The sequence below is a fragment of the Actinosynnema pretiosum genome (genome assembly GCF_002354875.1).
GTDB lineage: Bacteria > Actinomycetota > Actinomycetes > Mycobacteriales > Pseudonocardiaceae > Actinosynnema > Actinosynnema auranticum.
The window spans coordinates 3,434,089-3,457,105 of the sequence record NZ_CP023445.1; the positions used below are offsets into that span (position 1 = coordinate 3,434,089).

General features: G+C 75.8%; 17 protein-coding genes. 12 read left to right on the forward strand and 5 right to left on the reverse strand.

Features of this window, described 5'->3' with window-relative positions; all coding sequences use genetic code 11:
- Positions 1-95 precede the first annotated feature (95 nt).
- Positions 96-2,096: an NAD-dependent DNA ligase LigA gene (gene ligA, locus CNX65_RS14920; RefSeq protein ID WP_096493559.1), complete on the forward strand. Its 2,001-nt coding sequence runs from the start codon at positions 96-98 to the stop codon at positions 2,094-2,096.
- Between the two features lie 82 nt (positions 2,097-2,178).
- Here the strand turns inward: ligA and CNX65_RS14925 are convergent, their stop codons facing one another.
- Positions 2,179-5,052, reverse strand: coding sequence for a S8 family serine peptidase (locus tag CNX65_RS14925; RefSeq protein WP_096493561.1), 2,874 nt, complete (start codon positions 5,050-5,052; stop codon positions 2,179-2,181).
- A gap of 357 nt (positions 5,053-5,409) precedes the next feature.
- On the opposite strand from CNX65_RS14925, the gene CNX65_RS37830 reads away from it, so the two are divergent.
- Positions 5,410-8,709, forward strand: coding sequence for a DUF4132 domain-containing protein (locus CNX65_RS37830; RefSeq protein ID WP_096493563.1), 3,300 nt, complete (start codon positions 5,410-5,412; stop codon positions 8,707-8,709).
- 211 nt (positions 8,710-8,920) lie between these two features.
- On the opposite strand, the gene CNX65_RS14935 is transcribed toward CNX65_RS37830, so the two are convergent.
- Positions 8,921-10,096: a MalY/PatB family protein gene (locus tag CNX65_RS14935; RefSeq protein WP_232519846.1), complete on the reverse strand. Its 1,176-nt coding sequence runs from the start codon at positions 10,094-10,096 to the stop codon at positions 8,921-8,923.
- A gap of 153 nt (positions 10,097-10,249) precedes the next feature.
- Here CNX65_RS14935 and CNX65_RS14940 point away from each other — a divergent pair, with 153 nt between their 5' ends.
- The 7 genes from CNX65_RS14940 (at position 10,250) to CNX65_RS14970 (ending at position 18,548) form a co-directional block, all read left to right on the forward strand.
- Positions 10,250-11,731, forward strand: a complete 1,482-nt coding sequence (locus CNX65_RS14940) for an alpha/beta fold hydrolase (RefSeq protein ID WP_157767663.1) — start codon at positions 10,250-10,252, stop codon at positions 11,729-11,731.
- 52 nt (positions 11,732-11,783) lie between these two features.
- Positions 11,784-12,989, forward strand: a complete 1,206-nt coding sequence (locus CNX65_RS14945) for a sensor histidine kinase (RefSeq protein ID WP_096493565.1) — start codon at positions 11,784-11,786, stop codon at positions 12,987-12,989.
- On the forward strand, positions 12,986-13,657 hold the full coding sequence (locus CNX65_RS14950) for a response regulator (RefSeq protein ID WP_096493567.1): 672 nt from the start codon (positions 12,986-12,988) through the stop codon (positions 13,655-13,657). Before CNX65_RS14945 ends, CNX65_RS14950 begins: the two co-directional genes overlap by 4 nt.
- Positions 13,658-13,771: 114 nt before the next feature.
- On the forward strand, positions 13,772-15,385 hold the full coding sequence (locus CNX65_RS37835; protein ID WP_096497793.1) for an alpha/beta hydrolase: 1,614 nt from the start codon (positions 13,772-13,774) through the stop codon (positions 15,383-15,385).
- Positions 15,386-15,541: 156 nt separating this feature from the next.
- On the forward strand, positions 15,542-16,399 hold the full coding sequence (locus CNX65_RS14960; RefSeq protein WP_096493569.1) for a hypothetical protein: 858 nt from the start codon (positions 15,542-15,544) through the stop codon (positions 16,397-16,399).
- 314 nt (positions 16,400-16,713) lie between these two features.
- Positions 16,714-17,451 (forward strand): sugar phosphate isomerase/epimerase family protein, encoded by a 738-nt coding sequence (locus CNX65_RS14965; RefSeq protein WP_096493571.1) that lies wholly within the window; start codon positions 16,714-16,716, stop codon positions 17,449-17,451.
- On the forward strand, positions 17,448-18,548 hold the full coding sequence (locus CNX65_RS14970; protein ID WP_096493573.1) for a Gfo/Idh/MocA family protein: 1,101 nt from the start codon (positions 17,448-17,450) through the stop codon (positions 18,546-18,548). Before CNX65_RS14965 ends, CNX65_RS14970 begins: the two co-directional genes overlap by 4 nt.
- 58 nt (positions 18,549-18,606) lie before the next feature.
- Here the strand turns inward: CNX65_RS14970 and CNX65_RS14975 are convergent, their stop codons facing one another.
- From CNX65_RS14975 to CNX65_RS14985, 3 genes are all read right to left on the reverse strand, one after another.
- Positions 18,607-19,200, reverse strand: a complete 594-nt coding sequence (locus CNX65_RS14975) for a TetR/AcrR family transcriptional regulator (RefSeq protein ID WP_096493575.1) — start codon at positions 19,198-19,200, stop codon at positions 18,607-18,609.
- 84 nt (positions 19,201-19,284) lie between these two features.
- Positions 19,285-19,731 (reverse strand): hypothetical protein, encoded by a 447-nt coding sequence (locus tag CNX65_RS14980; protein ID WP_096493577.1) that lies wholly within the window; start codon positions 19,729-19,731, stop codon positions 19,285-19,287.
- 120 nt (positions 19,732-19,851) lie between these two features.
- A complete protein-coding gene (locus tag CNX65_RS14985) occupies positions 19,852-20,340 on the reverse strand; it encodes an NUDIX hydrolase (RefSeq protein WP_096493579.1) in 489 nt (162 codons plus the stop codon).
- An 87-nt stretch (positions 20,341-20,427) separates the two neighbouring features.
- Between CNX65_RS14985 and CNX65_RS14990 the strand changes: the two genes are divergently transcribed.
- The 3 genes from CNX65_RS14990 to CNX65_RS15000 all read left to right on the forward strand — a co-directional run bounded on the left by CNX65_RS14990 (position 20,428) and on the right by CNX65_RS15000 (position 22,921).
- A complete protein-coding gene (locus tag CNX65_RS14990) occupies positions 20,428-21,039 on the forward strand; it encodes a hypothetical protein (RefSeq protein ID WP_177154660.1) in 612 nt (203 codons plus the stop codon).
- 194 nt (positions 21,040-21,233) lie between these two features.
- Positions 21,234-22,049, forward strand: coding sequence for a helix-turn-helix domain-containing protein (locus tag CNX65_RS14995; RefSeq protein ID WP_096497795.1), 816 nt, complete (start codon positions 21,234-21,236; stop codon positions 22,047-22,049).
- Positions 22,050-22,138: 89 nt separating this feature from the next.
- Positions 22,139-22,921, forward strand: coding sequence for a DUF1684 domain-containing protein (locus CNX65_RS15000; RefSeq protein ID WP_096493581.1), 783 nt, complete (start codon positions 22,139-22,141; stop codon positions 22,919-22,921).
- Positions 22,922-23,017 lie beyond the last annotated feature (96 nt).

Here is a 23,017-nt window from a genome sequence, read left to right on the forward strand (position 1 = left end):
GCGCGGCCGGGCCGTTCCGCCCGGTCGGGCGAGACCTCCGTCCCACGCGCGCCGATCACCGGGAATTGTCGGTGCTCCTCGGTAGCGTCCCGACCGTGAACGCCGAAGAGCGCATCCGCGACCTCGCCGACCGAGTCGTCAGCCTGCGCGACGCCTACTACAGCGGCTCGCCGCTGGTCGCCGACGCGGAGTACGACGCGATCGAGGACGAGCTGCGGTCCCTGATCGCCGCCAACCCCGAGCTGACCCCCGACCCCAACCCGCTCGACCAGGTCGGCGCCCCCGCCGTGCTGCACGCCCCCGTGCGGCACGCGCGGCCCATGCTGTCGCTGGAGAAGGCCACCCAGCCCGAGCAGGTCGCGGCGTTCCTCGACCGCTTCCCCGGCCAGCCGGTCGTCGTCATGCCGAAGCTCGACGGCCTCTCCCTCTCCCTGGTCTACGAGGGCGGCGCGCTGCTGCGCGCGGTCACCAGGGGCGACGGCACGACCGGCGACGACGTGACCCCGCTGGTGCGCGCGCTGGCCGACGGCGTGCCCACCCGCGTGCCCGCGCCGGGCCGGGTCGAGGTGCGCGGCGAGGCGGTCATGCTGCGCTCGACGTTCACCGCCTACAACGAGGCGCACCCGGACAAGCCGCTGATCAACCCGCGCAACGCGGCGGCGGGCACCCTGCGCGCCAAGGACCCGGCCACGGTCGCCGGGCGCAGGCTGCGGTTCCTGGCGTTCGAGCTGGACACCGACGCGGAGGCGGGCGCCGAGCTGGGCGCGGACCTGGAGGAGGGCCTGCGCGCGCTCGGCTTCACCCCGGCCGACATGCGCCACGCCGCCGACGCCGAGGCCGCCCAGCGGGTGATCACCGGGATCGAGACCGGCCGGGCCGACCTGGACTACGACCTGGACGGGGCCGTGCTGCGGCTGGCCGACCGCCGCGCCTACGCCGCCGCCGGGACGCGCTCGAACTCGCCGCGCGGGGCGCTGGCGTTCAAGTTCGCCGCCGAGGAGAAGACCACGCTGCTGGTGGACGTGGTCTGGGACGTCGGCAAGACCGGCAAGGTCGTCCCGGTGGCGCACCTGGAGCCGGTGTTCGTCGGCGGCACCACGGTCACCAGGGCGACCTTGGCCAACCAGGAGGTCATCAAGGCGCGCGGCGTCATGGTCGGCGACACGGTGCTGGTGCGCCGCGCGGGCGACGTGATCCCGTTCGTGGCGGGCGTGCTGGACGCGGCGGGGCGCACCGGCCAGGAGCGCGAGATCGTGCCGCCGTCGGCGTGCCCGTCGTGCGGGCAGGCGCTCACCGAGCAGGGCAACAGCCGGGAGCTGTTCTGCACCAACGTGTCCTGCGCGGCGCAGACGGTCCGCAGGCTGATCCACTGGGCCTCGCGCGCCGCCGCCGACATCGACGCGATCGGTCCGGTGTGGATCGAGCGGTTCGCCGAGGCCGGGCTGCTGGAGCACCCCTCGGACTTCTACCGGCTCACGAAGGAGCAGCTGCTGGAGTTCGAGCGGGTCGGCGAGACCTCGGCCACCCGCATGATCGAGTCGATCGCCGCCAGCCGCGCCGTCGGCCTGCGCAGGGCGCTGATCGGCTTCGCCGTGCCGATGGCCTCCGAGGGCACCGCGACCCGCCTGTGCCGCGCGGGGTTCGGCTCGCTGGAGGAGGTCGCGGACGCGGGCGAGGAGCGCCTGGTGGAGGTCGAGGACATCGGCCCGAAGGTCGCCGCGTCGCTGACCGAGCACCTGGCCAGGCTCCGCCCCGAGCTGGCCCGCCTGCGCGCGCGGGGCGTGTCCCTGGACGTGCGCGACGAGGACCTGCCCCCGGTGGTCGCCTCGGACGCGCCGCTGGCGGGCAAGACCGTGGTGATCACGGGGGCGATCAGCGACCCGAGGTCGGGCGAGAAGGTGGCCAGGCCCGCGTTCCAGCGCCTGTGCGAGAAGGCGGGCGCGACCACGGCGTCCTCGGTGTCGGCGAACACGGACATGCTCATCACCGGGGCCGAGGTGGGCGCGGGCAAGACCGCGAAGGCGGAGAAGCTGGGCGTGGCCGTGGTGGACCAGGGGGAGGTCTGGACGCAGCTGATCGCGGCGGGGGTGGCCTGAGCCGGGGGCGGGCGGCCCGTGGTCCGGGCCGCCCGCCCCGCTCACCCCGCGCCGGGGCCGCTCACCCCGGCGCGGGCCCGCCTCACGGTGTCGGCCAGCTCAGCGACCGCGTCTCGCCCGCCGCGACGGCGACCTCCTGGTACCGCTCCCAGTCGATCCCGAACCGCCAGGTCCCCGGTGTCACGTAGTGCGTCCGCGTGCTGTTCCCCAGCGCGTCCCAGCTGACCCCCGCGATCGGCAGCCACTCGTCGAACGGCTTGGCGTTGGAGGTGCCGCCGCCGGTCACCCCCGCCCCGTAGGACAGCGACACCGAGCCCAGGTCGTCGACGTCGTACCGCTCGACGCTGCCGCCCAGCCTGCCGCGCTGGCCGTGGGAGAGCTGGAACACCTCGTCGGGAGCGTCCCGCGAGGTCAGCTCGGCGCCGGTCACCGACCCGTCCCGAGCCCCGTCCAGCAGCCAGTCGCCCGACGGCCCGCCCAGCTGGACCGTCGGCAGCGCGAACCCGCTCGGGTCACCGAACAGGTAGGTCGACAGCGCGACCGCCGCGCCGCCCGCGTCCCGCACCGCCTCGATCCGCGCCGCGACCTCCGGCAGCCCGAACGGGTCGTCGGGCAGGTCCAGCACCACGAGCTTGCCCGCGACGTCGCCCAGCTCGCCCGGCTGCCCGCCGCCGCCGAACGCGACCGGGTAGCCCCGGACACCGCGCCAGTCGGCCGCCGTGAGCCAGGACGCGCGCACCCGCTGCCCGTCGACGGCCAGCTCCACCGGCTGCTCCGCCAGCTCGACCCCCGCGATGTACCCGACGGAGTCGCCCTGGCCGTAGCTGTGCGCGTAGAACCGGTCGAGCGCCGCGTCGCCGCCACCCCGGTACCAGACCGGGGAGCCGCCGTCCGCCCAGGCGACCACCGCGTCGTCCCACAGGCCGCCGCGCGCCCTCGGGTCGTCCACGCCGACCTCGACCCGCTCGCCGTCGCGCGCGTCCAGCGCCACGTCGACGTTCCCGCTCACCACCAGCTCCGGGACGGCCAGCACGGTGCTCTCGGTGACCGGGCCCCGCGCGGTCAGCACGCGGGCGTACAGCGCGTACCGCCCCGCGGTCAGCCTCGTCGCCCCGCCCGCCTCCAGCCGGGTGATCGTCCCGGTCGCCAGGTCGACCGCGGTCGCCGCCGGGTGCAGCTCCGGGTTCAGCTGCGCGGGCCGCCCGTCGCGGTCCAGCACCTCCAGGGTCACGTCGTACTGCTCGGGCTCCTGCCGCACCAGCACCGGGGTGCGCAGCGCGACCCCGTCGGCGGACGCGGTCAGCACCCCGCCGTGCGAGCCCGCAGCGGCGGACCTGGGCGTGCCCAGGACCTCCACCGACGCGGCGCCACCGGCGGGCACCACCAGGGACGTGGCCGACAGCGCCGCCCCGGTCAGCTCCAGCGACAGCGCCAGCGCCACCGGCTGGTCGCCGCTGTTGCGGTAGGTCACCGGGATGCCCCGCGCGGCGGTCTCCAGCCAGGGGAAGTGGAAGTCCACCGCCGAGGTGGTCGCGTGCACCTCCGAGGTGACCGCGCGCGCCACGTCCACGCGACCGCCGCCGACCGCCAGCGCGCTCGCCCGCACGTCCGCCGAGGTGGACACCAGCGCGGGCTTGAGCTGCCCCGCCGTCCAGTCCGGGCGCCGCTGGGCGAGGAGCGCCGCCGCGCCCGCCACGTGCGGCGCCGCCATCGACGTGCCGGACATGCTCCGGTAACCGCCGGTGCCCGCCTCGGCCGCGACGACCGCGCCGCCGGGCGCGGCGATCTCGGGCTTGGTGGCGTACCGGCCGGTGCGCGGCCCCCGGCTGGAGAACCCGGACAGCGAGTCGTCCTTCTCCACGCTGCCCACGGCCAGCGCCGAGTCGGCGGTCGCGGGCGAGCCGACGGACTCGTCGCTCCCGGAGTTGCCCGCCGCGATCACGAACAGCGCGCCGGTCTCGGCGGTCAGCGCGTCCACGGCCAGCGCCATCGGGTCGGCGCCGTCCGTCGGCCCGCCGCCGAGGCTCATGTTGATCACGTCGGCGCCCGCCTCGCGGGCGGCCCACTCCATGCCCGCGATGATCCCGGCGTCGGTGCCCCAGCCCCCGTCGTCGAGCACCTTGCCGACGACCAGGTCGGCCTCGGGGGCCACGCCCCGGTACCTGCCGCCCGAGGCCGCGCCGCTGCCGCCGATCGTGGAGGCGACGTGCGTGCCGTGCCCGTCGCCGTCGGTGGGGGAGCCCTTGGCGGTGAAGTCCCGCGCCTGCGACACCCGGCCCGCCAGGTCCGGGTGCCCAGGGTCGTAGCCGGTGTCCAGGACGGCGACCCGCACGCCCTCGCCGGTCAGCCCGGCCTCGTGCGCGGCGGGCGCGCCGATCTGCCGCACGGTGCGGTCGAGCGCGGCCCGGACCCTGCCGTTGAGCCAGACCTCGGTCTGGCCCGCGTCCGCGGCGCGCGGCGCGGACAGCTCGGCCCAGTAGGCCCCGGTGCCGGACTTGGGCACGTCGGCCACCCGAGCCCCGATCGAGGGCAGGACCTGCCCGGCGTCGGCGATCGAGGACTCGGCGGCCGGACCGCGCACCAGCAGCGGCGTGGCGTCGACGCCCGCGTCGTCGTAGCCCTGCCGGATCAGGCCGGTGACGTTGAACAGCTCGACGTCCAGCCGCCCGGAGGCGACCTGCGCGGCGGCGTCGTCCGGCAGCACGTACCGGTCGCCGCCCCGCTCGTACTCGTGGAACCGCAGGTGCCCCCGGTCCGGGGCCAGCGCGGTCTCCAGGCTCCACGCGGAGCCGTGCCGGGTGGCGGTGACGACGTCGCCGGTGATCAGCGTGACGCGCCGGGTCTCGTCGGTGGTCGGGGAGGCGGGTTCGGCGGGCGCCGCGAGCGCGGCGGGGACGGGTGCGGCGGTCGCGGCGACGGTGACCGCGGCGACCGCTAGGCGGTGGAGTGGTCTCACGTCGCCTTGCACGCCCGCCGCCGACCCGCGGGTGCACGACGTGCTCTGGGTAACAAAACCCTTGCGCGCCAACGCCTGGGCGCCTCCCCGGTGGGCCCCTGCCCCAACGGGCCGAGCCCGCTGCTGCACCGGGCCGAACCCGCGCGGCCCCCGGTGCTCCGGTCGGCCCGCGCGCTCTCGTGCCACCGGTGGATTGACGGGCTCCGGCCACTGTGGACGGACGAGGAGGGCCACCCCCGAACCCCCGAAGCGCGGACCCCTCCCCGAATCACCCGGAAGGGGAAACCTGAACCCCCGCGTTCTTGTCGGACCCCCTCGCTAGCGTCCCTCCCGTCAGCTCTCGCCGAGGAGGAGCACGTGGCACAACCGGGCAACCCGCCCCAGCAGCAGGCGTTCGCCGTCCCCAGGTCGTGGTGGAAGCACGTCCACCCGCGCCGGGGCGGCGGCGTGCCCAGCCGGGCCGAGGTCACCGGGGCGAGCGCGGCCGGGGGCAGGGCGATGCTGGCGACCGCGCTGGAGCGCGCCGAGGGAGCCTTCGCGCACCCCGGCAGCGACCCGGCGCTCGTGCGCGCTGCCAGGGAGCACCTCGACGGCGCGTCGAACCCGGTCGGCGCGGCGGCGGTGGCCGCGCTGGCCGCCGACGGCGAGCAGGCGCACGTGGTCGACGCCTGGGTCCGCGACCACGGGCTCGCGTTCGCGGCCTGCGCGGCGCTGGAGTCCTGCGACCTGGCCGCCGTGGCGACCCGCTACGGCGACGAGACCGCCGCGCTGATCCGCCTCGGCGTGGACGACTCCGGCCACAGCGGCCCGCTGCACGACCGCAAGCCGCTGCGCTGGCACGGCGAGGCGTTCCCCGAGCGCGCCCGTGGGCTGCTCGCCACCGCGCCGGACGCCGACCACGCGCTCGCCGAGGCCGCGCTGTCCGAGCGCCGCGCCACCGAGCGCGCCAAGGCGGCCTCGGCCTACCTCGTGCCCGCGCGGGCGGACTGGGTCGACGAGGCGATCACCGCGCTGGCCGCCCACCGGGGCAGCCAGTGGACCCGGCTGCTGCACTCGGTCGGGACCCTCGACCAGCTGCGCGCCGTGCTCGACGCGGGCGCGCCCCGCTTCCTCCTCCAGTACCCCTGGATCAGCGCCACCCTCGCCGACGCGATCGGCCCCGACTTCGCCCCGGAGCTGGCCGGGCTGCTGGGCACGGGGCCGGAGTCGTTCGTGTTCGACCGGGTCATCGAGGTCTTCCGGCAGTTCACCACCCCGGCCGTGGTCGACGCCCTCCTGGAGCACCGGGACGTCAAGCGGGTCGGGCCCGCCCTGCTGGAGCTGGGCCGCAAGCACCCCGAGCTGCTGCTCGACCGGCTCGCCGCCTCCCCGCACACCGACCTGCTGGAGGGGCACCTGCGGCGCCACCACGACCTCGCCGCCCGCGCCGACCTGCCGGGACCGGCGGCCCGGATCGCCGAGCGGGTGCTCGCCGAGCACGCCGCCACGCCCGTCGCGGACCCGGCCGACCTGCCGCCGTTCCTGGTCGACCCGCCCTGGTTCGCCGGGCGCGCGCCCGCCGCGCTCCCGGTGGTCGCGCTGCCCGAGCCGACCCACCGGGCCGTGCGGTGGCGCGACGGCGAGCGCGAGCGCTGGGGCGCGCCCACCCGCTTCCTGCCGACCGGCCCCCGCGACTGGCCGGTGGAGCTGAAGGCGTTCCTGGCCGGCGAGCTGCCCGAGCACCGCAGGCAGGAGCTGTTCGCGGCCGGTCCGGTCGACGAGCTGCGGCCCCTGCTGCCGGACCTGGTGCTCGACCCGAAGCGGTGGGACACGGCCGAGTTCGGCATGTTCCTGGTGGCGCGCTTCGGCGTCGACGCCGTCCCGCCCGTGCTGACGCTGGTGAACGCCGAGGCCAAGCACGCCGACGCGCTGCTGCCGCTGGAGTCCGTCGAGGTGGCCCGACTGGTCGCGGCCCGCCTGCAGCGGCCCAAGAGCACCGCCCCCCGGTACGCGGCCTGGCTCCGCCGCCACCCCGAGCAGGCCGCGCGCCTGCTGCTGCCCGACGCGCTCGGCGCCCCCGGCGCCCGCAGGGACGCCGCCGAGGAGGTGCTGCGCCGCCACCCCGACCACGCCCGCGCGGCCGCCGCTGAGCACACCCCCGAGGCCGTCGCGGCCGTGGAGGCGCTGCTGGCCGTCGACCCGCTGGACCTCGTGCCCGCCAAGCCGCCCGTGCCCGGAGCGTGGTGCGAGGTGACGGCCCTGCCCCGGCTGCTGCTGCGCGACGGCCGCGCGCTGCCCGACGGGGCGGTGCGGCACGTGACCGCCATGCTCGCCATGACCGGCCCCGACACCCACTACGCCGGGCTGGACGCGCTGCGGGAGCTGTGCGACCCGACGTCCCTGGTGGAGTTCGCGTGGGCGGTGTTCGAGCTCTGGGAGCTGGACGCCATGCCCGCCAAGGACTCCTGGGCGCTGACCGCGCTGGGCGTGCTCGGCGACGACCGCGTGGTGCCGCGCCTGGAACCGCTGATCCGGGCGTGGCCGGGGCAGTCGCAGCACCACAACGCCGTGCGCGGGCTCGACGTGCTGGCCAGGATCGGCACCGACACCGCCCTGATCGCGCTCAACGGCGTCGCGCAGCGCGTGAAGTTCGCCGGCCTCAAGGCGCGCGCCGAGGGCAAGGTCGCGGAGATCGCCGAGGACCTCGGGCTGACCGGCGAGCAGCTGGCCGACCGGCTCGTCCCCGCGTTCGGCCTGGACGAGGAGTCCGCGCTGGTCCTGGACTACGGGCCGCGCCGGTTCACCGTGGGCTTCGACGAGTCGCTGCGCCCGTTCGTGCTGGACGAGGCGGGCAAGCGGCTCAAGTCGCTGCCCAAGCCCGGCGCGAAGGACGACCCGGAGCTGGCGCCCGCGGCGAGCAAGCGGTTCGGGCAGCTGAAGAAGGACGTGCGGACGGTGGCGTCGCTCCAGATCGCCCGCCTGGAGGCGGCGATGGTGGAGGGGAGGCGGTGGAGCGCGGCGGAGTTCCGCGACTTCCTGGTCGGGCACCCGCTGGTGGTGCACCTGGTGCGGCGGCTGGTGTGGGTGGTCGACGGCGGCGGGGCGTTCCGGGTCGCGGAGGACCGGGGGTTCGCGGACGCGCGCGACGAGGCCGTGGACCTGCCCGACGACGCGCGGGTGGGCGTGGCGCACCCGGTGCACCTGGGCGACGAGGTCGCGGAGTGGCGCGGGCTGTTCGAGGACTACACCATCCTGCAACCGTTCGCGCAGCTGGACCGACCGGTCCGCGCGCTCGCCGAGGGGGAGGCAGGCGCGCGCTCGCTGGACCGCTTCGTCGGCGCGGTGATCACCACGACCCTGCCCGCCCTGCGCAAGCGCCGCTGGGAACTGGGACCACCCCTGGACGCGGGCATCATCTCGACCCTGCACCGCCCGCTGCCGGGCGGGGGAGTGGTGAACGTCGAGCTGGACCACGGCTTGGGCTCCGAGGAGTGGCACACCTGGCACGGCGAGGGGTTCCGGTCGGTGACGCTGCAGGGGGTGGACGCGTTCGGCGAACTGGACCCGGTGACGGTGTCGGAGCTGCTGGACGAGCTGATCGTGATGACGGCGGAGCGGGGGGAGGGGGAGCGGGGTGAGTGGGGCAGGGGGTGGGCGCTGCGCGGGTGTGTCCGGTAGTGCTGGCGTGCCGGGCGGGGGCAGGTGCAGGGCGGCGAGTCCGGTGCAGGCGCGTTTGCGGGACTGGGCGCGACCGCCCCCGCACCACCGCCCCCGTCGAGGCGTCCGCACCACTGCCCGGTTCAGGGTGCTCGCACCGCCGCTCCCCGCAGCGTGCCCGCACCACTGCCGCCTCCCGTTCAGGCTGCCCACGGCCGCCGCCGCCCCCCGCTCAACCCGCCCGAACCGCCGCCCCCATCCGCCGGACCGCTTCGGTGAGCAGCTCCGGTGACGTGGCCAGGTTCAGCCGGGCGTGGCCCGCTCCGCCCGTGCCGAAGCCCGGTCCCGGCGTGAGCGCCACCCGGCCGCGTTCCAGGAACGCCGCCGCCGGGTCGTCGCCCAGGCCGAGCGCCCGGCAGTCCAGCCACGCCAGGTAGGTGCCCTCGCCCGGCGCGTACCGCACCCGCGGCAGCTCCTCGGCCAGCAGGTCCGCCAGCAGCCGCCGGTTCGCGGCCAGGCCCGCCAGCAGCGCGTCCAGCCACGCCCCGCCCTCCCGCAGCGCGGCGGCGTGCGCGATCACCCCGAGGTGGCTGGGCCCCTCCTCGACCCACTCGGGGAACCGCCCCAGCTCCTCCTCCGCGCCCTCCCCGGCCACCACCACCGCCGCCTTCAGCCCGGCCAGGTTCCACGCCTTCGACGCCGACAGCACCGCGAACCCCCGCTCCGCCCCCGGCACGCTCAGGTAAGGCGTGAACCGCGCCCCCGGCAGCACCAGCGGCGCGTGGATCTCGTCCGACACCACCCGCACCCCGAACCGCCCGGCCAGCGCCGCCACCTCGGCCAGCTCGTCGGCCCGGTGCACCGCCCCGGTCGGGTTGTGCGGGTTGCACAGCAGGAACACCGGCCTCGACCCGTGCGCGCCCGCCACCCGGAACGCCTCCTCCAGCGCCGCGAACCCGATCCGCCCGTCCGCCCCCAGCGGCGCCTCCACCACCCGCCTGCCGGTGTGCGCGACGAACTGGAAGAAAGGCGGGTAGACGGGACTGTTGACCACCACGGCGTCCGAGGCCGACGAGACCACGTCGAGCACCTCCAGCACCCCGCGCATCACGTCGGCGACCGGCGACACCCGCCCGGCCACCACCCCGGCCCACCCCCACCGCTCGCGGGCGAACCCGTCCAGCGCCTCGGCGTACGCCCCGCCCGCCGGGTACCCGGTGTCGCCGAGCGCGACGGCGTCGGTGACCGCCCGCACGACCGGCTCCGCGAGGTCGACGTCCATCTCCGCCACGAACACCGGCAGCACGTCGTCGGGGAAGGTGCGCCACTTCTCGCTCGTGCGCGCCCGGAGCCGCTCGGGGGACAGCCCGGTCAACGGGTTCGGCACGTCCGCGTCATCGCTGTTCACGCCACCAAAGGTACGACCGGGACCACCCCCCGGGGTCCACCGCGCGTCCCCCTCGGGAGGGACGCGGGTTCGCGGTGCGGGGGGACGTTCCGGGGCTCCGCGATTCCTAACGTCATCGGCGCCGGATCAACCAGCCCACCCACGGAGAACCCAGTGCGCTCTCGCCTCCTCGCCGCCACCGTCACCGCACTGGCGGCGACCGCGCTGACCACCGCCTGCGACGACGCCCCCGAGGCCGCCCAGCCCCCACCGAGCCCCCAGGTCCAGCCGCTCGCCCTGACCCCCTGCACCGACCTGCCGGACCTGCCCACCGCCGAGTGCGGGACCATCACCGTCCCGCTCGACCGCGCCAACCCCGGCGCGGGCACCACCACCGTCGCGTTCGCCCGAGTGCCGCGCACCGACCGGTCCCAGCCGCCGCTCGGCACGATCGTCCCCAATCCCGGCGGCCCCGGCACCTCCACCATCGACTTCGCGGGCCCCCTCTACGCCCAGGGCCTGGCCCCCGTGCTCGACCGCCGCGACCTGCTCCTGGTCGACCCGCGCGGCACCGGCCGCTCCACGCCCCTGACCTGCGACGCGCTCGCCGACCCCGCCCTCGCGCTGGCAGGCCTGGACGAGCGCCGCGCCGCCATCGGCGAGTGCGGCGAGCAGCTCGGCGACCGCTCCGCGCAGCACAGCACCACCGCCGTCGCCGACGACATCGACGACATCCGCGCCGGACTGGGCATCGACGAGCTGGACCTGTTCGGCGACTCCTACGGCACGTTCCTGATGGCCACCTACGCCCAGCGCCACCCCGAGCGCACCGCGTCCGCCGTCCTGTCCGGCGCCTACTCGGTCACCGAGCGCACCGAGGGCGCGATGGGCGCCGCCGCCCTGCGCCGCGCGATCACCCTGGTCTGCGAGCGCACCCGGCGGTGCGACGGCCCCACCGCCCTCGCCGACCTCGCCGCGCTGGCGACCACCCTGCGCGCCACCCCGTCCACGGTGGACGTCGAGGTCAACGGCGTGAAGCAGCAGGTCCCCCTGGACGAGTGGCAGCTCGCGGGCGCGGTCGGCAAGGCGTTCTCCAGCACCCCCGACCCCGAGCTCCAGGTGGGCGTGGCCGCCGCCGCGTCCGCCGCGCGCACCGGTGACCTGGCCCCGATCCGGGCCCTCGTCAGCCGCTACCTCACCACCGAGGTCGCCACCGCCGCCGCGGGCGTGCGGGCCTACGCGGTCGCCGCCGACTGGGCGGTCAGCTGCCACGACTACCCGGAGGCCTTCGCCGGCGGCGACGACGACCGCGAAGCCGCCCACGAGCGCGGCCTGGCCGCGCTGGACGACGCCGACTTCGCCCCGTTCTCCGCGCGGGCCTGGAGCACCAGGGGCTCCTACGACTCCGGCGCCTGCCTGAAGTGGCCGCACGCCCCGAGCCAGGGCACCCCGTTCGAGGCCGGAGCGCCGATGCCGAACGCCCCCGTGCTCGTCCTCAGCGGCGACCTGGACGCCAACACCCCCGTCGAGGCGGGCAGGCAGGCCGCCGCGCAGTTCCCGAACGCCGAGGTGGTCGAGATCCAGGGCGCCGGGCACACGCCGTCGGTCAGCGAGGGCGGCATGGTCCGGGTCCTGGAGTTCTACGCGGCGCGATGAGCGCCACCGGTTCGCTCTATCGTGTGCGCCGGTGCAGTGGAGGAGGAGTGGCGTGGCGCGGAACTCCTGGCTGATCGCCCTGGTCTGCGTGATCGGCGACGTCAGCGCCCTGCTGGTGTTCGACGAGCTCGCCGCGCGGTCCCCCAGCGCCCCGCCCGCCAGCTTCTGGGCGGCGCTGGTCGTCGTGGCACTGGCGGACCTCGCGCTCGCCCTGCCCGCCCGCTTCACCGGCGCCGTCACGCTGGCGCAGGCCGCCGCCCGCATCGGCACCGCGGTGCTTCTGGGCGGTCCGGACGTCGGCGTCGACGGCCGGGTCGGCAACGCCACCGGCCTGGTCGCCGCAGGCTACCTCGCCGGGGCGTGGCTGCGCGGCCGGTGGGCGTGGGTGGCGCTGGGCGCGCTGGTGCTGGGGGTGCTGGGGGCGCGGTGGACCGCCGTGCCCCCGCAGCCGGACGCGGTCGCCGTGCTGGCCGTCGAGGCGCTGACCAACGCGCTGCTGCCGTGGCTCGCCGGCCGCTACACCTCCTCCAGGATCGCGTTCCTGGAGGAGGTCAAGCGCAAGCGGCGCGACGCCGAGGAGCAGGTGGCCCGCGCGCTCGCCGAGGAGCGCGGCGCGCTGGCCCGCGACCTGCACGACACGATCTCGCACCACGTCAGCGCCATCGGCGTGCACGCGGGCGCGGCCAGGCTGCGGCTCGCCGGGCTGCGGCCTGCCGGGCTGCGGCCGGCCGGGCTGCGGTCCACCGGGCAGGGCGGCGACCCCAAGCTCGACGCCGCCCTCGGCCAGGTCGAGCGCTCCGGGCACGCGGCGCTGGCCGACCTGCGGCGGATGCTGGACGTGCTGCACGGCGCGACCCGCGACAGCACCCGCCAGCCGGGCCTGTCCGGGCTCGACGACCTGGTCGACGGGGTGCGGGCGGCCGGCGTGCCGGTCGAGGTGAGCACCGAGGCCCTGCGGCCGGACCGGTTGCCCGGATCGCTGGACGTGGCCGCCTACCGGGTCGCGCAGGAGCTGCTCACCAACGCGCTGCGGCACGGCGACGGCGAGCGGGTCGAGCTGCGGATCACCCAGAGCGCCGCCGAGCTGGTGGTGTCCGTGGCCAACGGCGTGCGACCCGGCCCGCCCGCGCACGGCAGCCGCCGGGAGCTGGACGGGGTGCGGCACCGCGCGGCGCTGTTCGGCGGCGGCGTGGTGTGCGGGCCCGACGGCGGCTCGTGGCGCGCCACCGCGACGTTCCCCCTGGAGGCGACCCCGTGACGATCAGCGTGCTGCTGGCCGACGACCACGCGTTCTTCCGCAGCGGCTTCCGGGCCGCGGTGGAGACGCAGGACGACCTGGTGTGCGTGGCCGACGTCGGCAACGGGCGGGACGCGGTGGACCGGGTGCTGGCGCTCGGGCCGGACGTGGCCGTGCTGGACGTGCGGATGCCCAAGCTGGACGGCCTGGAGGCCACGGCCGCGATCCTGGCGGCAGGGGCGGCCACCAGGGTGCTGCTGCTGACCACCTACGACGACGACGGGTACGTGCACCGCGCGCTGGACCTGGGCGCGAGCGGGTTCCTGCTCAAGAGCACCCCCGCGCACGAGCTGGTGGCCGCGATCCGGGTCGTGGCGCGCGGCGACGCGCTGATCGACCCGGCGGTCACCCGCCGCCTGGCGAGCCGGTTCGCGCAGGCGCTGCGGCCCGCCCCGAGCGCGCCGGGGCTGGAGCTGCTGACCGCGCGCGAGCGGGAGGTGCTGGTCCTGGTGGGGACGGGGGCGGCGAACTCGGAGATCGCGGCGCGGCTGCACGTGGGGGAGGAGACGGTGAAGACGCACGTGTCGCGGGTGCTGCGCAAGCTGGACCTGCGCGACCGCGTGCAGGCCGCCGTGTACGCGAACCGGCACGGGCTCGCACCGCGCGGCGACGGCCGCCCGGCCCGGTGACGCAGCCCGGTGACGCAGCCCGGTGGCGCGTCCCGCAGCCACCGCGTGCGGCACCCCGAAACCCCGCGCCCGCACCCGGTGAGCACCGGCGCCCGCGCGCCGTATGAACCAGTGGTGAGAACTTCACCGGGGGAATCACCGAACCGAAAGCCCGTCACCGGGCCTGCCCGTCGACCGCGCCGGGCGGCGGGCCTCGCGCTGGCCGCGCTGCTCGCGCTGCCCGCCGTCACCGCCGTCACCGCCACCACCGCCGCGGCCGATCCCGGCAGCGGCGGCAGGCTCACCTGGAGCGCCTGCCAGGACGGCTTCCAGTGCGCCACGCTGGAAGTCCCGATGGACTACACCAACGCCCCTGGCGCCACGGTCGACCTGGCGGTCATCAAGCTGCCCGCCACCGACAAGGCCCAGCGCGTGGGCACCCTGTTCGTGAACTTCGGCGGTCCCGGCGCGTCCGGGGTGCAGCGGATGCGCGAGCGCGGCCGGTGGCCGTGGCTGTTCTCGGCGGAGCTGCGGGCCAGGTTCGACGTGGTGTCCTGGGACCCGCGCGGCATCGGCACGAGCACCGCCGTGCGCTGCTTCGACACCCTCGCCGAGCAGCAGGCATACCTGGGGGCGATGCCCGAGCTGCCCGGCGACCCGAGCGGCGAGCCCGCGTTCTTCGCGGCGTCCCGCGACTTCGCCGAGCGCTGCGGCGAGGAGGCGGGCGACCTCCTGGAGCACGTGTCGTCCGCGAACACCGCCCGCGACCTGGACCGGCTGCGGCAGGCGCTCGGCGAGGACAAGCTGACCTACCACGGCATCTCGTACGGCACCCAGCTCGGCGCGATCTACGCGAACCTCTTCCCGGACCGGGTCCGCGCGATGGTCTTCGACGGCTCCATGGACTTCGTCGGCAACGTCACCGGCCACGGCGACCAGGGCACGACGGTCCCGCTGGACACCAGGCAGGGCGTGTCGGACGCGATCGCCGAGACGTTCGACGAGTTCCTGCGGCTGTGCGCGGAGGCCGGTGACGCCTGCGCGTTCGGCGGGGGCGACCCGAGGGCCAAGTGGGAGGCGGTCATGGCGCGCGCCGAGCGCGGCCCCATCACCGTCCGGGGCGAGGACGGCCCGCAGACGTGGACCCGGTCGGCGATCTTCACCACGGCGGGCGACCTGTCGGCGCTCAGCGGCTGGCCGGACATCGCCGCGCTGCTCCAGAGCCTCCACGAGGCGGTGCAGGCCGAATCCGCCGCCGCGCGCGCGGCCACCGCCACCGCCGCCCCGCGCGAGCTGTACACGTCGAACCGCACCGAGGCGTTCAACGCGATCCAGTGCGTGGACAGCGACTTCCCGACCGACGAGTCGGTGTACCGCGCGCACGCCGCCTCGGAGGACCGGCGGGTGCCGCACTTCGGCCGGATCGGCGTGCTGGACATGATGAGCTGCGCGCACTGGCCCGCCCGCGACGCGAACCGCTACACCGGCCCGTGGAACCGCTGGACCTCGGCGGAGATCCTGGTGATCAACAACCGCTACGACCCGGCCACCCCGCTCGCGGGCGCGCGGGCGGGCGCCTCCCAGCTCGCGCGGGCGCGGGTCTTCGTCACCGAGGGCCACGGCCACTCGACCATGCTGTCCCCCAGCACCTGCGCCGAGCGGGTGAAGCTGGACTACCTGGTCAGCGGGGCGTTCCCGGCGGCGGGCGCCCGCTGCGGCAACGACGCGCCGAACCCGTTCACCTCCTGACCCCGCTCACCAGGGGGGCCGTCCCGCCGTTCGCGCCGGGGCGGCCCCCGGCCGCGTTCCGGTGCCCCGCCAGGGCGCGCCGAACACCTCCCAGGCACCCTTGTCCCAGGACCCCGGCGGACCGACCGCCCCCGTGAGCACCCTGAGGACCCGCACGTGACGCTGCCCTACGGCCCGGACGACGACCAGGCCGCCTACCAGTACGTCAACGCCGCGCTGCGCAGTCGTGACGCCGAGGCGTGGCGGCTGCTGGCGCTGGAGACCAACGTCGAGCAGACCGACCGGGTGCTGCGGGCCATCCTGGACCGCATCGCGGTGGCGCGGGCGCACCGGTCGGCGTCGCGGGCGAAGACCAGGGCGAGGGCGCGCGACGGCGAGATCAGCCAGGAGGAGTACCAGCGCGAGACGGCCGAGGAGGCCGAGCGCGTGCAGAAGACGATCAACTTCGAGGCGCTCGTCCGCGAGCACCACCGGCTGATCGCCCCGGCGGCGCGCAGGCTGCGCGGCGACGACGTGCGCGACGAGCTGCTCAACCTGGTCCTCGCGCTGGGCGGCGCGGTGGCCGCGCACCGCGAGGCGGTCCTGTCCGACGGCCTGAAGCCCACGGCGGCCGACGAGGCCCTGTGGGACCGCCTGTCCGCGCTGGACGTGCCCAGCACCAAGGAGGGCGAGGGGCGCAGCACGGTGGAGGAGCTGGTCAAGCGGCACACGTCGGGCCAGGACGACCTGGGCCGGGTGCTCGCGGAGATCGTCCTGGACGTCGCGGGCGACGCCCCGTCGGTGCCGCGGGCGGCGCTGGTGGGGCCGTGGAAGAAGGCCGTGTCGCCGATCCTGGGCACGGAGGAGAAGGGCGAGTTCGCGGCGAAGGGCAAGGGCTCGCTGGTGACGGAGAAGCTCCGCAAGACCCTGGGGCACCTGGAGCGCAAGGGCCTGGTGAAGCGCAGCGGAACGGGGCAGGACCAGCGCTTGCAGGTCTTGGACCGGGCGGGGCTCGAGGACCTGGCGGACAGCTAGGCGGTCGGGCGAGCCCACCTGGTCGGGTGCTCCGGTCAGGTGGGCGGGGAGGGCGGCGAGCGCGGCCGGAGGGGAGTGCTCCGGCGCGTCCGCCCACCCCGGACGCGCCCACCGCCCCGCCGACCGCTTCGGTCATCCGGAGCAACCGCGCGTCCGCGCGCCTCGTCCCGGTGGGTCCCCGCTGCGACATCCGGTCCCGGCCGGTCGGCCGCACGGGTTGGTCCGGCCAAACTACTGGCATCAATTTCGACCGCCTGGTAGAAAACGCTATGGGAGCGCTCCCATATGCCACTCCACAGGTCAGGAGCTCGAAGATGAGCACGCTTTCCGTCCAGCTCTACTCGGTGCGCGACGCCTTCGCCGAAGACCCGTCGGCCACCCTCGCCAAGCTCGCCGAGATCGGCTTCACCAACGTGGAGCCCTTCAAGCTGGTGGAGAACGCCTCCGCCCTGCGCGCCCTGCGCCAGCACGGGCTGTCCGCCCCGACCACGCACGTCAGCCTCGTCGGCGCGGAGCTGAACCCGGTCTTCGACGCCGCCGCCGAGCTGGGCGTGACCACCCTCATCGACCCGTTCATCGCCGACGAGAAGTGGCGCGACGCGGGCGACATCGCCGCCACCGCCGACGCGCTCAACGCCGCCGCCGAGGCCGCCAAGGGCCACGGCCTCACCGTCGGCTACCACAACCACTGGTGGGAGCTGGCCAACCGCGTCGACGGCCGCGCCGCGCTGGAGGTCCTGACCGACCACCTGACCCCCGACGTGGTCCTGGAGGTCGACACCTACTGGGCCGCCGCCGGTGGCGAGGACGCCCCGGCCCTGCTGCGCCGCCTCGGCGAGCGCGTCGTCGCCCTGCACGTCAAGGACGGCGGCCTGGCCACCGACGCCACCGGCCAGGTCCCCGCAGGCCAGGGCAGCGTGCCCGTGGCCGACGTGCTCGCCTCCGCCCCGAACGCCCTGCGCGTGGTCGAGTTCGACGCCTACAGCGGCGACCTGTTCGAGGGCATCGCCGCCAGCCGCGCGTTCCTGCTCACCCTGGAGGACGCCAAGTGAGCACCGGACCCGTCGGCGTCGGCGTCATCGGCGCGGGCACCATCAGCGACACCTACCTGGAGAACCTGACCGCGTTCGCCGACACCCGCGTCGTCGCGGTCGCCGACCTCGACCCCGAGCGCGCCGCCGCCCAGGCCGCCAAGCACGGCGTCGAGCGCTCCGGCACCGTCGAGCAGCTGCTCGCCGACTCCGAGGTGGAGCTGGTCGTCAACCTGACCATCCCCGCCGCGCACGTCCCCGTCGGCATGGCCGCGCTGGACGCGGGCAAGCACGTCTGGTCCGAGAAGCCCCTGGGCCTGGACCGGGGCAGCGCCGAGCTGCTGCTGGCCAAGGCCCGCGACGCCGGGCTGCGGGTGGCCTGCGCGCCCGACACCGTCCTCGGCCCCGGCCTGCAGACCGCGCGCCGCGCCATCGACGCCGGTCGCATCGGCCAGCCGCGCTCCGCGCTCGCCCTGTTCCAGACGCCGGGCCCGGAGAGCTGGCACCCGGCCCCGGAGTTCCTGTTCCAGACCGGCGGCGGCCCGCTGCTGGACATGGGGCCGTACTACCTGACCTCGCTGGCCACCGTGTTCGGCCCGATCGACCACGTCACGGCGGCGGGCGGCCGGGCGCGCGAGACCCGCGTGATCGGCTCCGGCCCGAGGGCGGGCACCGAGTTCGAGGTGACCGTCCCGACGTCGGTGTCCGCGCTGGTGTCCTTCGAGGGCGGCGGCAGCGCGCAGCTCGTGCTCAGCTTCGACTCCGCGCTCGTGCGCACCGGGTTCGTCGAGGTCAGCGGCACGGCGGGCACCCTGGTGCTGCCCGACCCGAACCGGTTCGACGGCGTCACCGCGCTGCACGTGCCGGGCGCGGAGAAGGAGGACCTGGAACCGGTCGGCGCGCTGGCCGGCCGGGGGACGGGCGCGCTGGAGCTGGCGCGGGCCATCCGCGCGGGTGTGCCGGAGCGGGCCTCCGGCGAGCTGGCCGCGCACGTGCTGGACGCGATGCTCGCGATCGCCGAGTCGGTCGAGTCCGGCCGCACGGTGGAGGTCGCCAGCACGTTCGCCGTGCCGCCCACCCTCCCCGAGGACTGGGACCCGTACGCGGCGACCCTCTGAGGGGCGGGTTCGCGGAACCCGGCGGGGCGCTCTCGGGCGCGCCGCCGGGTTCCGCGCGTCAGTCGAGCGGGTCGACCAGGACCGTGCTCAGGTGGGCGCGCAGCACGCCGACCAGGTCGACGTCCTCCGGTGAGGTGAGCCACTGCACCTGCAGGCCGTCCATCAGCGCGATGAGCACCAGCGCGGCGCTCTTGGGCTCCACGCCGTCCCGCAGACCGCCGCAGGCGGCCAACGCCTCGAACGAGGCCAGCACGTCCTCGCGCGCGCCCCGGTAGTGCTGGACGAAGTACTCGTGCGCCGGGTGGTCCGGGGCGATCGCCTCCGCCGCCAGGCGCGAGTACAGGTCGACGATGCCGGGGTGCGCGGCGTTGTGCGCGGTCAGCGCGAGGTACTGGCGCAGCACCCGCGCGCCGGGCGGGCCGGAGGTGAGCTGCTCGCGCTCGCCGTCCTCGGCGTCCCTGCGCTCCAGGACGGCGGCGAGCAGCGACTCCTTGGTGGGGAAGTGGTAGATCAGCCCCGCGTGCGAGATGCCCACCCGCTTCGCTATCTCCCGCAGCGAGGCGCCGTGGTAGCCGACCTCGCCGTACAGCTCCATGGCCGCCGTGATGATGTCCTCCCGGCGGATCCGGCCCTTGAGATAACCCCCGGTCACAGGACCGGGACGAGCTCGTGGTGGCGCATCCGGCCATCATGCCGCACCCCCGCGCGCCCGCCACCGGCGGTCGCAGGGGAGGGTTCACGGGGCCGGGGACAGGCCCAGCGCCCCGCACGGGGCCGACCGCCACGACCGCACCACGGCCCGGTCGCCGTCCACGCACACCGTGGGGGCGGGGCCGAAGGTGAACACGCCCTCGCAGGTCCGCGTCGCCCGCGACCGCACGCCGCCGGGGCCGCTCGGGAGCGAGGCCCACACGGCGGCGCCGTCCTCGGGCTCGCAGGTCACGCGGACCACGGTGTCGCCGGTCAGCAGTCGGGTGGTCAGCACGATGCCCGCGGGCAGCAGCAGGGTGGCCAGCGCGGCGAGCAGGGGGAGCAGCACGCGGTTGCGGGCATTGGACTTCCGGGTGGGCAGACCGTCCGAAGCGGACTCAACCGGTTCTCGGCCGCGCCCCTCCGCGCCGTCCGCGTCGTCCTCGTCGTCCGCCTCCCACGCCGCTCCGCGTCCCTGCTCGTCCAGCGTCACCGGGCACCCCGCTCCTGCTTGCGCGCTCCTCACTCCCTGCTACCGCGCATAGGGGTTCGGGGGTTGCACGCCGCCGGACAAGGGCGGATAACGACTTGGTCGGGCAGGTGGGCGGGGGAGTCAGGGGCGCGAGACGCCGCCCCCGGTGAACCGGGCGCGCTCGTCGTCGGACCGCGCGGCGGCGATCCGGTCGACCATGGTCGGTCGGAGCTCGGGCAGCTCGTCCGGGCGGAACCAGCGGGCCTGGGTGTTCTCGCCGTCGGCGGGGTGCGGCTCGCCGGAGACCCAGCGCAGCCGGAACACCAGGTCGAGGTACTGCACCCGGTCGCCGTTGTCGTACCGCTGGGGCGGGAGGACGTGCACCTTGACCAGCCGCTCGGCGACCGCGACCACCCCGGACTCCTCCAGGACCTCGCGCACGGCGGCGTCGGCGGGCTCCTCACCGGGGTCGATGATGCCGGTCACGGGGGTCCACTGGCCGGAGTCGGCGCGCTGCACCATCAGCACCTCGTCGTCACCGCGCAGCACCACGGCGGTCACGCCGGTGAGCCACAGCGGGGCGGTGCCGATCTTCTCGCGCAGGGCCAGGATGAAGTCGGGGGTAGCCACCCGGCCGATCGTAGCGCGGCCGGGCGGGGGAGCCCGTGCTGGGAAAAGCGGAAGCGCGACGGGGGTTGGTGGGGCATCCTGCGGTGCGTGCTCACGATGCGCGCGGTGGTGGAGGTGTTCCCGTTCGACGTGTTCGCGCTCTGGCCTGCGGAGAGGGTGACCGAGTACGGGTGGCGCCGCTTGGCTGGCGGGCTTCCCCGCGCGCGGGTGGGCACGATCCTGAAGCGGATCGCCGAGTGCAACGACCAGGACCCGGACGGCGACCGCCCGCCTCGGCCAGGGGAGCCGGTGGCGTCGCTGCTGCACGGCTTGCTCACCTATGAGAGCCCGTACGCGCAGGGCGGGTTGCTGGTCGAGGACAGCGCGACCGGGGTCGTCTTCGCTCCGGGGTGCTGCTCCGGGATCGACGAGTGGCGCGGCTGGTGCGACGTCCTGGACGGTCGCGGGGACGCCTTCTTCGGCCACGACCCGGACGCGAGGGTCAGCCTGGACGGGGACGTCGTCCGGCTGACGCTGGATGCGGAGGCGGCGGACAGCCCGGTGATCGACGTCCCGGTGGCGGAGCTGGGCGCGCTGCTGGCGGGCGTGGAGCGCGATCTGGCGGATTTCTCGGCGCAGGCGGGGAGGTGGACCAAGGACCACCTCCCCGCGCACGCCCCACGGGTCAACGCCGCGCTGGCGAGGCTGCTGGACGTGTGACGGCGCTCCGCGCGCGGCGCCCGGTCCGCTCGGCGCTCCCGATCACGGGCGTCCGGCTCGCGCGCCGACCGTCCGTCCACAGCGGACAGAACCTCCCTCACCGCGCCCCGGACCGGGCGCTCTCCCGGACGGGGCGGGGTGAGCGGTGCTCGCGTACCGCACACCCGGCCCCGTCCGGGTGGATACTCGTGACCATGACGACGGAGTTCGGGGCGCTGCTGCGGCAGCTGCGGGACCGCGTCACGCCGGGCGACCTCGGCGCGCGCGAACCCGAGGAGCGCAAGGTCCCCGGTCTGCGCCGCGAGGAGCTGGCCGCCTACGCGGGGTTGTCGGTGGACTACGTGGTGCGCCTGGAGCAGGGGCGCTCGCGCAACCCGTCCCCGCAGGTCGTCGCCGCGCTCGGGCGGGCGCTGCGGCTGGTCGGCGTGGAGCTGGACCACTTCCACCGCGTCGCCGGGCAGCCGCCGCCGTCGTCCGGCGTGGTGCCCGGCCGGATCTCGGAGAGCGTGCGCAGACTCCTGCGGCGCATGGCCGACCTACCGGTGGGCGTGTACGACGCGGCGTGGAACCCGTTGACGCACAACGGTCCCAGGGTCGCGCTGCTCGGCGACCCGCCGGTCGGCCGGGACGGGAACCTGGCCTGGGCGCTGTTCGCCCTCGGTGACGCGCCCGCCGTGAAGCACGAGTGGGAGCGCGTCCCCTACGAGCGCGCCGTCGCCGCCGACCTGCGCGCCGCCACCGCCCGCTACCCGCAGGACTCGTCGCTGCGCAGGCTCGTCGCCGACCTGCGCGAGAGCAGTCCGGTGTTCGCCGACCTGTGGTCGAACCCGCTGCCCAGCCCGTTCATCGCGCACCGCGAGGTCGTCGCGCACCCGGAGTTCGGGGAGCTGGAGCTGGAGTGCGACGTGCTGGTGTCGCCGGAGAACGACCTGCGGGTGGTGTTCCACACCGCCGAGCCCGGTTCGGAGAGCGCCCGCAGGCTGGCGCGGCTGGTGGCGGCGACGGCGTGACCGTTCCACCCCGTGGGAGCGGGAACAACGGCCCGCGTCCGACCGCTGTCACCGGGGACGGGGTCGAGCGACGACGAGAGGTGCTTTCCGTGGGCGAGGGTTTCATCGAGCAGTGGCGGCGCTGGAAGGACGAGCGCGAGCGGACCCTGGCCGCGCCGCTCGGCTGGCTCGCGCTGGTGTCGCTGGACTGGCTGGACGAGCAGCCGCGCGGCTACGCCGGGCTGCCGGGCGTGTGGTGGCAGGACGCGGACGCGGCCTACTTCGACCCGCAGGGGGCGCGGGCGGCGCAGAGCGGGTTCCCGGTGCTGGGGCAGAGCAGGTTCGAGCTGGTCAACAGCGGGGCGGGCGCGCGGATCGCGATCGGCGACGTCGAGGTGGAGGTGGCGCGGCGGGGCGGGTACCTGATCCGCGTGCACGACCCGAAGGCGGCGGCGCTGCTGGAGTTCGACGGCGTGCCGAGCTACCCGCCGGACCCGGACTGGCGGATCGAGGGCGTCTACGAGCCGTTCCCCGAGCCGAGGCCGACGACGGTGGGCGCGGTCGTGGAGGGCCTGAGCCACGTCTACACCGCGCCCGGCGTGGTCCGGTTCGCCCACGGCGGGCGGGAGCACGCGCTGACCGCGTTCAACGGCAAGCGGCGCGGGCTGAACGTGCTGTTCACGGACGCCACGAGCGGCGTGACGACGTACGCGGCGAACCGCTCCCTGGAGATCGCGGAACCGGACGAGGACAACCGGGTGGTCCTGGACTTCAACCGCGCGACGAACCTGCCGTGCGCGTTCACCGACTACGCCACCTGCCCGCTGCCGCCCGAGGGCAACAACCTGCCGTTCGCGGTGGAGGCGGGGGAGAAGACGCCGCACGGGCGCTGACCCTGGGGGCGCGCCCGCGCAACGGCCTCTCCGGCGCGCGAGGTCCTGGGCTCGGCGTTGAACCGAGTCCAGGACCCCGTGGTCCGAGCTCCGAGC

Excerpts from the sequence above, each read along its gene's own strand:
- CNX65_RS14995 (WP_096497795.1), top strand. The coding sequence starts at position 21,234 with ATGACGACGGAGTTCGGGGCGCTGCTGCGGCAGCTGCGGGACCGCGTC.
- CNX65_RS14965 (WP_096493571.1), top strand. The coding sequence starts at position 16,714 with ATGAGCACGCTTTCCGTCCAGCTCTACTCGGTGCGCGACGCCTTCGCC.